The sequence below is a fragment of the Thalassobacterium sedimentorum genome (genome assembly GCF_031127905.1).
Lineage (GTDB): Bacteria > Verrucomicrobiota > Verrucomicrobiia > Opitutales > Coraliomargaritaceae > Thalassobacterium > Thalassobacterium sedimentorum.
Genome location: NZ_JARXIC010000021.1, coordinates 1 through 9,699 on the forward strand (window position 1 = coordinate 1; position 9,699 = coordinate 9,699).

At 47.1% G+C, this 9,699-nt stretch carries 11 protein-coding genes; 3 read left to right on the forward strand and 8 right to left on the reverse strand.

What is annotated here, in order from left to right:
• Positions 1-623: 623 nt before the first annotated feature.
• Positions 624-1,526 carry a hypothetical protein gene (locus QEH59_RS12415; RefSeq protein ID WP_308985696.1) on the reverse strand — a complete coding sequence of 301 codons (903 nt, stop codon included), beginning with the start codon at positions 1,524-1,526 and terminating at the stop codon, positions 624-626.
• A 456-nt stretch (positions 1,527-1,982) separates the two neighbouring features.
• Here QEH59_RS12415 and QEH59_RS12420 point away from each other — a divergent pair, with 456 nt between their 5' ends.
• Together QEH59_RS12420 and QEH59_RS12425 are read left to right on the forward strand one after the other, a co-directional pair.
• The gene (locus tag QEH59_RS12420) at positions 1,983-2,588 is read left to right on the forward strand and encodes a DNA adenine methylase (RefSeq protein ID WP_308985697.1); all 606 of its coding nucleotides are present in this window, start codon (positions 1,983-1,985) and stop codon (positions 2,586-2,588) included.
• Between the two features lie 4 nt (positions 2,589-2,592).
• The gene (locus QEH59_RS12425; RefSeq protein WP_308985698.1) at positions 2,593-3,441 is read left to right on the forward strand and encodes an 8-oxoguanine DNA glycosylase; all 849 of its coding nucleotides are present in this window, start codon (positions 2,593-2,595) and stop codon (positions 3,439-3,441) included.
• A 589-nt stretch (positions 3,442-4,030) separates the two neighbouring features.
• On the opposite strand, the gene QEH59_RS12430 is transcribed toward QEH59_RS12425, so the two are convergent.
• The 5 genes from QEH59_RS12430 to QEH59_RS12450 form a co-directional block, all read right to left on the reverse strand.
• Positions 4,031-4,636, reverse strand: coding sequence for a 7-cyano-7-deazaguanine synthase (locus QEH59_RS12430; RefSeq protein WP_308985699.1), 606 nt, complete (start codon positions 4,634-4,636; stop codon positions 4,031-4,033).
• On the reverse strand, positions 4,618-5,823 hold the full coding sequence (locus QEH59_RS12435) for a PfkB family carbohydrate kinase (protein ID WP_308985700.1): 1,206 nt from the start codon (positions 5,821-5,823) through the stop codon (positions 4,618-4,620). Before QEH59_RS12435 ends, QEH59_RS12430 begins: the two co-directional genes overlap by 19 nt.
• Positions 5,823-6,155: a hypothetical protein gene (locus QEH59_RS12440; RefSeq protein WP_308985701.1), complete on the reverse strand. Its 333-nt coding sequence runs from the start codon at positions 6,153-6,155 to the stop codon at positions 5,823-5,825. The genes QEH59_RS12435 and QEH59_RS12440 overlap by 1 nt, the downstream gene beginning before the upstream one ends.
• 287 nt (positions 6,156-6,442) lie before the next feature.
• Positions 6,443-6,865 carry a hypothetical protein gene (locus QEH59_RS12445; RefSeq protein WP_308985702.1) on the reverse strand — a complete coding sequence of 141 codons (423 nt, stop codon included), beginning with the start codon at positions 6,863-6,865 and terminating at the stop codon, positions 6,443-6,445.
• A 187-nt stretch (positions 6,866-7,052) separates the two neighbouring features.
• Positions 7,053-7,556, reverse strand: a complete 504-nt coding sequence (locus QEH59_RS12450; protein WP_308985703.1) for a DUF3347 domain-containing protein — start codon at positions 7,554-7,556, stop codon at positions 7,053-7,055.
• Between the two features lie 79 nt (positions 7,557-7,635).
• Here QEH59_RS12450 and QEH59_RS12455 point away from each other — a divergent pair, with 79 nt between their 5' ends.
• A complete protein-coding gene (locus QEH59_RS12455) occupies positions 7,636-7,830 on the forward strand; it encodes a hypothetical protein (RefSeq protein ID WP_308985704.1) in 195 nt (64 codons plus the stop codon).
• A gap of 380 nt (positions 7,831-8,210) precedes the next feature.
• On the opposite strand, the gene QEH59_RS12460 is transcribed toward QEH59_RS12455, so the two are convergent.
• Together QEH59_RS12460 and QEH59_RS12465 are read right to left on the reverse strand one after the other, a co-directional pair.
• Entirely contained in the window at positions 8,211-9,020 is an 810-nt protein-coding gene (locus QEH59_RS12460; RefSeq protein WP_308985705.1) for a DUF2231 domain-containing protein, read from the reverse strand.
• Between the two features lie 91 nt (positions 9,021-9,111).
• Positions 9,112-9,699: a DUF3347 domain-containing protein gene (locus tag QEH59_RS12465; protein WP_308985706.1), complete on the reverse strand. Its 588-nt coding sequence runs from the start codon at positions 9,697-9,699 to the stop codon at positions 9,112-9,114.

Genomic DNA, 9,699 nt, shown 5'->3' on the forward strand with positions numbered 1-9,699 from the left:
ATTATCACATCAATGTCTCGGGGCAGGGGCACTTCCTGGAGGTCGGCAGCGGTAATACCGACATTCGGGTGTCGAACAGGTCCGGAATGGATGAGATTCGTGCAGAAGTGGAATAAATGGGCGTTGTTTCTGGTCGTGCAGTATCTCTTCAATCTCAGGTGGTAGGCTTTCCCCTTGGCGTTGAACTATGTTTAGATGCAGTTTCTTTTCCTCTATTATAATTGCTGCAGGCATTTGCAGAGAAACCCATGCCGTGTCTGAAACCTGTATCTCCACATCGCGTAGGTTAATCATTCCAGAGCCTGCCCGGACATACTCTAAAAGCTCTTCGACTGGTATGTTTCCGATCATTATTTTTCCCTTTTTGGTTATTCAACTGAGCACTCTGATCTAGGCATGTTTACCTATGTCTAGATTGCATGATTAATTGCTCAAACTATCTTTCATTTATGTGAAAAGGAGGCCAATCTGGCAAGTCCTCAAGCTCCTTCTCAAGGGCAAGAAGTAAATGGTGTGCTCGTTCACTATTTCGATGAGCTATGAAGTTCGGTATGCAATAGAGGCGTCTCTTAATTCTATCGTTCATTTAATACTCTTTTTGTAGACGATGCTATATGCTGGAGTCACCGATAGTGCTTAGCCATTTTCTCTAGGAATTCGGGGACTTGATCCTTATTGCATAATGTCCCCCAAGCGTTCCCTGCAACTTTAAGGTCTTCTGGATCTGGATCAGAAATCAGGGATTCGGCCCAGCGATGGCTTTGCTTAAATATTTTTCGGAGCGGCTGCGTTCCGGAGTTTCCCTCAGTCCAGATTACTAAGCCATGAACATGCTCCTGACGATTTAACCAGTCGTGCAGGTCGCGAACCGCATTTTCAGAAATAGGGTGGTAAATGGTCAGTGCTGCAACATTTGCAGAATCATCGGGGACTGGGCCGAATTTGCATGCTATTTTACTCGAAGAAGCATTTGGTTCACCACGTTTAAACATGCGATTGATGTTCCCAGTTCTCCTCTTTACTTCAAGGTTGATGATACAGTCGGCTAGACCGTCCTGTATTTGTAGCTTCCAATCGAAATCCTTATCCGTTCCGAACTTCTTGGGAGCGTGGCTCACCGACCGAATTCCACGCCAAAACTTGAGCCACCAGATCTCATTGAGACAATCCAAATGCTCCCGCCCTAAAAGCCGTCCTTTGAAAAACAAAGGCCATTGCTTAGGCAGATACAGCCTGCCCATTTGAGCTGCCTGAGCGAGCCTCAGCAAATTTCCGCATGTAAGAAAGCTCCCTTCCATCGCCTCCGAGTCTGTCTCGGAACCTGTGTTAAACTGATTCTTAGGCACCTGATATTCAGCTTGTGGGTTGACTCCATGCTGAACCCAAAATCCGTAAGGCGTAAAACTAGATTGCAGCAAATGGAAATCAATCGCAGACATGTCTTCCGCCAATTGACGAGACAAGACCGCCGCCTGATCCGGCAAAACGTAGTGCTCCAATTGCCTGCTGAGTTCGTCGCGATTCATATCCATAACAAAGATAATTAGTTAAGGGATAAGAAGCTCCTTATGGCTATCTCAAAAGTCAGTCATGAGTCTCTTGCTCTAGAGTTTTTTTGCCTCTCGTGCTAATCTAGCAACGCGATAGAGTTGCTAGATACGATACTAGCCATGTTGCTTTGCAGTGGCTCGCAGACTTGAGCCACACACGCACTTGAATCCCATTGCCATAAATATACGAATCCTTTGTGTCTCATCTCCTCCTGACGCTACGTGTAAGTTTTACGCTTCGCCGTATATTTAAGCGCGACCTAGTTTGTAATGCCAGTCAGGGATTGTGTCTGACTTCACAATGCTTGCATCTTACATTGCAATTTCAACTTCAAGTAAACTCTCTTGACATCATCGTCAAAAGTGACGATGTTCTTGGACATGAGGTATCCGGGAGGAAAAGGTAAGTGCTTTCATCAGATCATAAATCTGATGCCTCCACACCGTGTATATATCGAGAGCCATCTAGGTGGCGGTGCGATTCTTCGCAGTAAAAAGCCTGCCCCGATATCCTATGCTATTGATGCTGATCCAAGGGTTATAGGTAACTTTAGGCAGAATCACTCCTCGCTTGCTGAGTATCAAGAAATGGATGCCGTCGAGTTTTTGAAAGCTTATCAATTCTCTGGAGACGAGTTAGTTTACTCAGATCCCCCATACCCGAAGTCCACCCGTCTTAAACAGAAAATTTACCGTTGTGAATATGAAGATGCCGACCACGAAGAGTTACTCGAAACGCTGATCAGCCTCCCATGCCAGGTGATGGTCTCTAGCTACGAAAACACCCTATATTCGAGTATGCTTAAGGGGTGGAACGAGGTTAAGTTTCCAAACAAGACACAAACTGGAATCAGAATCGAGAGCCTCTGGACTAATTATCCGAAGCCAAAAGAAGTACACGACACGAGATACCTTGGGGGAACTTTTCGTGAGCGCCAAACCATTCGCAGAAAGCAAGAGCGCCTGCGTAATAAAATTTCCGCCCTGCCGACATATGAACGGCAAGCATTGTTTGAATGGATATCGGAAGCCTACTAAGATCATGAAGCAGAAACAAATAATTTTTATAGACGCATGTAACACTACCGTGAGAGTTGAGTTCCCGCCCGCAGCAGAGGAGCTACTGCCTGGAGTAAGGTGGGGCAACGCATGCGGTTTTTCTACACCAGCCTATTGGAAGTATCATGTGCTCGAACGCAGATTGACCGCCAACCGAATTGAACATCGGCTTGGAAGGAATCTTGCAGAAGAAATCGGAGCCTGCCTTCTCGGCGGTCATGGAATACCTGCAAGTGTAGGTCTGGCAGCGTATTACTACTTGCGCGATCATGGGATATTTGAAACCGCACCCAGCGAGTCGCAAATAAAGTCTCTTTTAGAAGCAGGAATTCCGCATGATGGTAAAATTATCCGCTATCGTTTCACAAACCAGAAGTCCAAATATTTAGCAGGTAGTCTCAGCAAGTATCACGACGAATATAGCTCTGATTTAACGGGGAGAAAGCTGCGCGACTGGCTTTCGACGATGCCAGGGATTGGGCTTAAAACAGCGTCATGGATTACTCGGAACTTCGAAGATTCTGATGATGTGGCGATTCTAGATATTCACTTACTCCGAGCGGGCATCATTGGGAAATTCTTCAGTCCTAACTTAGATGTTACGAAAAATTATTTGGATCTCGAAAATAGATTTCTGGAATTTAGTGCATCGCTCAGTGTGAAACCATCCGAACTAGATTCAGTGATATGGTTCGGAATGATGTCTTCACCTAGTTCAGTAGATAGAGCGTTGAGTCGCGTTGATATGAAGAGTGGTGAAGCAATCAAGTTAACTCGGCCTAGAGCCCACCCACGCAAGACCAACTCCCGTCAATTGGCTATGGCTGTTTGATTTTCGCAAAAAAGAGTCACCAGTCAGTCCCAATGCGCATAAATTTAGGCCTAAGCCCTCACTAACAATTGATAAATAGCCGAGAACAACCCCGGCATCGCGGTATATCAAAGATTTAGCGTGTTTATATTTGGACATTGTTATGGCTGGCTCCGCAACCAGCTGAATTAGTGTACCAAGTTCACCAATGACTAATTCATCTGCCTTGTGCCTGATTGCCTTCGAATTGATGAAATCTGAACTACATAGCCCGAGAGAATGCTCTTCAGAAAGATACTTGTAGCACTGATTTTCAGGGGTATGGATCAATATGTGTATGGGGTGCAGGGCACCAGCAGAAGGTGCCGGACGATGCTGAACTTCTAACCCATTACTATCAATCTCACTTATTATTGTCCTAGAGGTATACCATAAAAGCGTATTTTTCTGGGATTCCGATAATTTACCGAATTCTCGCCTCGTGCGCCTACGATCAATAATTTGATCAATTGAATCGAAGGTTATATTCGCGGGCTTCTTGAGAGTGAGTTTCTCGCCAAACTGCCAATTAAATCGCTCTGTCCTGACAGCAAAGTCTCTCGGTATCGGGTCAAACATGAGGATTGTTTAGTTCATACAGAACTTCCAAGTGCTTGTAGCACCCCCGGCAGCGTCCGCATGGGAAATTTGATTTATGGCAACTGTGAGACCATCCGAGTAGTCCTCGTGGAATTTGGGATTCAACAATAAGCTCAAGAGTCGATAAATTCACCGCAGGTGCAGTTAGTTTCATCTCTCCCTCCTGCATTTGAATCAACTCAGAAATTTTTTCAATAAATCCAATACTACCATCAACGTGGTAAGTATCCGAACGCACGGTACCAATCATCAACTCGGCAATACCAAACTGTATCGCCTTCATCGCTGCGACAGTGATCAAAAATTGATTTCGGTAGGGCCACCAGTCCGACTCGGGTGCAATCGTCAATGCAGGCGTGCCAGATAAGTCTCCAGAGCCTAAGCAACTAGCATCAATCGGAATCACGTAATGCTTAATGTTTATTCGCTTACATATTGAAGCTGATGCTTTTATTTCTGCCTTTGCAGGTATCTGACCATAATCAATGGTTATTCCAACTGCTGGACGTTTCCAATATGCTAGGCAGACTGAATCCATGCCTCCGGACATTAAGATGGCTACTCTGGAGGTGTCCATGCTGTCCATACGGATTGATAAATCGCGGCGCTAAAATCGGAGATTACCTCGCATCCTGACCCTTTCATCATTTTTAGATCCTCGGGGCCTACGCTTTCGGCATACACTACGACGGGCTTACTTAAGGATCTTGCGTAGCCGATCTCGTAAAGCGTTCCAGGGTCGCAACCGTCTGTAATTGCGATCATCAAGTCGCATCGGTGAATACCATCAATGTCCTTTTGTACTACCTTTTCCGCAGACCCCACTCCTACGTCATGAAGCGGGGAGAATACTTCAAGGCCAGCTTCCTGAAGCAGACTTCTCATCTCGTTCACTAACCAGACCTGTGCTAGATTAAAGAACGGGCCGGCAAGATAGATCATGGGTTTTCGCTCCTTAGGCTCATATTCTATCGGCTCAAGTGGAAACGATTCAAGTGAGCCGGGCGTTGGCACTGCCTTTGTTGCGCAATAGTATGCAGCGGCCTGTGATGCTTTTTGAGCGGCGTCATTAGCCCTTATACCTTGATCCATCCACCAGTATGCAAAATGCGCTGCAAATACATCCCCGGAGCCAATTTTCCAAACCTTCTTTGTTTTGAAGGCATGGCCGTAAGTAAACTCGCCATCCTCATAGGCAATAAAACCCGCTGCACCTCTTTTAAGAACAACGACTTCAGCACATGAAGACTTTGCGACTTGTTGAATCATCTCGTGCACATCCCCAGAATTCGAATCTGCTAGAATTCGAAGCTCTGACTGATTTAGAACGAGGGCAAGGTGCTCAGCTGTAGAGCCATTCGCTCCAAAAGGACTCGCAGTCTCAACGTTTTGAGGGTCGTAGACCGCCCATTTAGCATGAATGATAGGGTCGATTTCTAAAAAGCCGTAAGATAGGACTTTATCTTCTCTAATACTGAGTTCAGGGAAAGGACCTATGGCTGATGATATAAGAGGCGTTGACAACGGGTGCATGTACTTGAACCCGGCGGATTCACCAATGGGCTCTGCCTTAACTTGAAATTTCTCAACCTTAGCCCGAGCGCTGATCTGACGGATATCATCGGCAGATGCAACAGAATGGAGCGTTACTGAGCTCCCCATTGCAGCAAGTGCTGATGCAGCTCGGCCACCAGAACCGTAAACTTCATTCCACGCGGGGCGAACACAATACTCTTTATATATGCTCCCGACTATGTGAATCATCAAGCTCCCTCCGAGATACTGATTCGAACACGCACGACACCACCTTCGATTTCAATAACCTCTGCTTGGTAAGCATTTCCGGCACTAATACAGTCTCGCAATCTTTCATGTATCACTGCTCCTACGGTATCACTTTTGTGGAGCACTACGATAGCTTCTTCGCCATCTTCTACATGCAGCGTAACGTCCAGTAAGTCCCCAACTTGAAGTAGATTAACAACGTCTTCATCTGGTGAATGAATCTGTGTCGTTACATTTAAGCTATGGCAGGGACTGTCAAAATCACCACCGCCCCAGCGAGTGCCACCATTACCGCTTCCTCCTCCTGACATAATAAGAAATCCTAACTAGTTGATCGTTTTAAATTACTGGACGTATTCATTAGTGAGTGAGTATTTGAGCTCTGTCGAACGGAAAGTCATTTCAGACTGAATTCGTGATTTAATTAGTATTAGAATGGCTGCTTTGTTATTTTCCACATGAGAATTCACCTTATGCGTAACTCAGCTACAAATTGGCTCAAGGTGTCGTGGAAAAGTGTGCCAGCACGCTCTTTGCGTAAAATAAAGCACCGTGGATCATCGGTTTGACGATCCACGGTGCTGCTGAATTTGATGGCCTAGCGGTGTGGCGTATTGGAGCCGCGGTCGATGGACTTGTGCGTATCGCCAACGCTATCCACCTTAGCCATGAACATGCACTCTTTGCCGTGTTCATTCACGAAGCGAACTGCGCCGCGATCACTTTCAGGGCGAGGGCTTCCACGAGTTGCTTTGGCTTTGCTGTCACAGCTGGGGCAATTAATCATTGCGCCTTCTTTGCAAAGCTCCATGGCCTGCTCCTTGGACTTGATCTGGATCGTTGATACGGTGTCGCACATAGTGCAGACTTGAGCGACGGTGTCGCCGGCTTTGAGGCTTTGGAAATCCTCGACCGAAGATAGACTTCTTTCAGGCTTCCAATCTGGCCCGCGAGGTGCCGCAGTGGAGATAGCGGCAACGCCGAGAATTGATAAGAGGACTACAGACAACAGCTTTTTCATATATTACCTTTGTTTTGGTTGGATTGTTTTAAGACGCGTCGTGCGCCTAATAGTTTAAACGTAACTTAAGCTTGAAACCCTCAGAGAATTTGAAGTTTTTTGCCTTATATATTCTGGCGATAATCGAGTCGCTAGGGGGGGGGGGCAAATGTCCCGGCCGCTCACGAGATGAGCCTGCTCGACCGCTCTACTTGCTTTTGCCCAGCGCGTCGATGTTTCCACAGCGCAGCATAGACGCCCCTAAGTATGGATTTGAGATAACTGTGTCGGCTTGAATCCAAGATCCGCCTTCATTGCCAAAGGCCATTGGGCAGCGTGCGACATAGAGTAGGGTGCCCCTCTTAATGCCGACGTCTTCGACTAAACTTTGCATCTCGGTCGAGAGTTTCTGAAATGCTACGCGAGCGTGGTCGAGGTCATCTGCTTTCCTGAGTTTACTGGCAGCTCGTTTAATTTTAATGATAGATGGCTTCATGCTCAGAGCAGGCTGTAAATTCAATATCTTGGTATATTGAGTCGCCGCCGTTTGAGTCTCCGCGAAGTTGTCCGCCGCGAGTGCCTGTTGCACCTCGAAGTATTGCTCCATTAATTCCTCAACAAAATCGGGCTGTATTTCTTCCGAATGCGCAAACAGATTGGAAGTTGCGAATAGGACAACGGCTATCGCCAGGATACATCTCTTAAATTTCATGTGTTGTTTTAGTTCTTTTGCTTTCTTGCAAGTGATGAAGCAACTGACTGGCGTGTCTCTTTGCTAGATAGAAGCTTTTATGCTGATTGAATCGTTTTGCGCAGTAAGGGCAGCAGATCCGCACGAATTCCTCATGGACTTTTATGCGCAGAAAGACGTCGCTGCGAAGGGGACGATCGCAGACTACACACTCTGTATTTTCATTCGCACACACAAAATAGCTTACTGCTCAGCAGTCGTCATTTTCTTTGATTGGAATAACTCACATGAGTAAGGTCCAGTTTCACAAACAGAGCATTTGTGCTCAAATTTGCCTTCTTGAAACAAGGTCGTGAGCGCTCCTTGGCATCCAGGGCACTCATGCTGGAAGTATGCAGGCTCTCGGTATCCTTCATCGGCCCATTGCATATAGTATGATTCCGATGGTTGAACCAAGACAGACTTACACTGAGGGCATGCCGTGCCAGCTTGACTGCCGGATACACTGGCGTTTTCTGAATGAGAGGTGCTGGCACATCCCGATAAAAAAGCAATCGAAGTGACTGCAAGTAGGCTGCTTATTAATACTTTATTCATGATGAGGTCCGGTTTGTTTGATTGATTGTCTCTTCAACCCATTAAACGCAGCTGATTGCCCGAACCCTCATTAATTCCTCAGAAAGGATAGTTTTTTCCGTAGATCAATGTGCCTCCCAGATGGGCTGCAACTGGCACCAGGACAATCAGTATGAATGCAAGGCTTCGATAAACATTTAAGGCGCGGGGAGACTTGAAGTTTGCCAGCAGCAAGGCGAGTAGCCCGATTGCTGCGATACTGGCGACCGAGACGCCAAGCCAGCGGTGCCACGTTAAAATATCTGCCAATTCGCCGCTGTAACTACTCTGACTTGCGGCAATCCAACCAAGCACTGCGGCCAGAATGGCCATCGAAGCGCCCGCTATAAAATTAAGTCTGGCGGCAAACCGCCACTTTTCGGATTTGAAGAAGAGGCTCATCGCTTCCAGCAATCCAGCAATGGGAAGCAGCGCTATTGGCAAATGAACGGTTAATACGTGAAAATTTCCGAGTAATGCCAGCCAATGGCTACTTTTCGTATCATCAGTTGAACCATGGTCTGTGGCGTGGTCATGCCCACCGGCATCCTGATCGGCGTGGGACGATGCGTCTTCAATAGCCTGATTCTGTCCGTGATCGCGCTCAGTATCATCTGACGCCATGACTGCAGTCTCCCCATGGGACGCTGCCTGCATATCCAGGTTCGCCAAATAGGCTTCAGGGTCTGCATTGAATTTGCGAACACACTTTTTACAGCAAAATCCGATGGTTTTGCCTTTATATTCGGTCGTGTACCAAGATTCCGCCGGTTCCTCTGGAGTTACGGGGCACATCTTATTCACGGGCTCTGCTGCTGAGAGCCCTAGCGAACTAAAAAATAGAAAGAGTAGTGTGAGTCGTTGTATCATGCAATGGATGAGAATGGCTTAAAAGGTCTCCGGCACCCCATACGCAATCGGTAGTCGCTTGGGTGCCGAAGACGATTAAGTCATTTTTCAATTAGTGAGAGTGCCCGGAATGGTCTTCTTGCATGGCTTTGCCACCATGCCCCGAGTGATCCATTGTTCCACCGTGTGCGGAGTGATCCATTTCACCTGCGATTTGTTCTTTGATGCTTCCGCAGCGAAGCATCATCGAGCCATAGTAAGGGTTGGCTACGGTTTTGTCGGCTTGAATCCACTGACCACCGTTGCCATCAAATGCCATCGGGCAAAAGGCGGTGAAGAGCGGGGTGTTCTTGGTCACGCCGACATGCTGGATTAGAGACATCATTTGACGGGAGATATCGAGAAACGCAGTTCTTGCGACTTTTATGTCGGACGCTGAGGAAATGGTCTTTGCGGGGACTCTCAGATCGGCTGCTTCTTCGTGAGCTTCACCTTCGTGAGGTGCCTTTTCCATCGCTTTGAGAAAAGTTTGGGCTCCGACTTGAGCGGCTTTCAGGTCATCCCCCGCCAGAGCTTGTTGAATGCTAAGGTAAGGGGCGACGAGTGTATCCACGAACTGTGGCTTGAAGGCATCGCTGTGCGCTTGGAGCGCGGATACGCTGATAAGAAGCCCGAGGGCAAGCTGTAGTATTTTTTTCAT

Excerpts from the sequence above, each read along its gene's own strand:
- QEH59_RS12415 (WP_308985696.1), bottom strand. The coding sequence starts at position 1,526 with ATGAATCGCGACGAACTCAGCAGGCAATTGGAGCACTACGTTTTGCCG.
- QEH59_RS12420 (WP_308985697.1), top strand. The coding sequence starts at position 1,983 with ATGCCTCCACACCGTGTATATATCGAGAGCCATCTAGGTGGCGGTGCG.
- QEH59_RS12425 (WP_308985698.1), top strand. The coding sequence starts at position 2,593 with ATGAAGCAGAAACAAATAATTTTTATAGACGCATGTAACACTACCGTG.
- QEH59_RS12430 (WP_308985699.1), bottom strand. The coding sequence starts at position 4,636 with ATGGACACCTCCAGAGTAGCCATCTTAATGTCCGGAGGCATGGATTCA.
- QEH59_RS12435 (WP_308985700.1), bottom strand. The coding sequence starts at position 5,823 with ATGATTCACATAGTCGGGAGCATATATAAAGAGTATTGTGTTCGCCCC.
- QEH59_RS12440 (WP_308985701.1), bottom strand. The coding sequence starts at position 6,155 with ATGTCAGGAGGAGGAAGCGGTAATGGTGGCACTCGCTGGGGCGGTGGT.
- QEH59_RS12445 (WP_308985702.1), bottom strand. The coding sequence starts at position 6,865 with ATGAAAAAGCTGTTGTCTGTAGTCCTCTTATCAATTCTCGGCGTTGCC.
- QEH59_RS12450 (WP_308985703.1), bottom strand. The coding sequence starts at position 7,556 with ATGAAATTTAAGAGATGTATCCTGGCGATAGCCGTTGTCCTATTCGCA.
- QEH59_RS12455 (WP_308985704.1), top strand. The coding sequence starts at position 7,636 with ATGCTGATTGAATCGTTTTGCGCAGTAAGGGCAGCAGATCCGCACGAA.
- QEH59_RS12460 (WP_308985705.1), bottom strand. The coding sequence starts at position 9,020 with ATGATACAACGACTCACACTACTCTTTCTATTTTTTAGTTCGCTAGGG.
- QEH59_RS12465 (WP_308985706.1), bottom strand. The coding sequence starts at position 9,699 with ATGAAAAAAATACTACAGCTTGCCCTCGGGCTTCTTATCAGCGTATCC.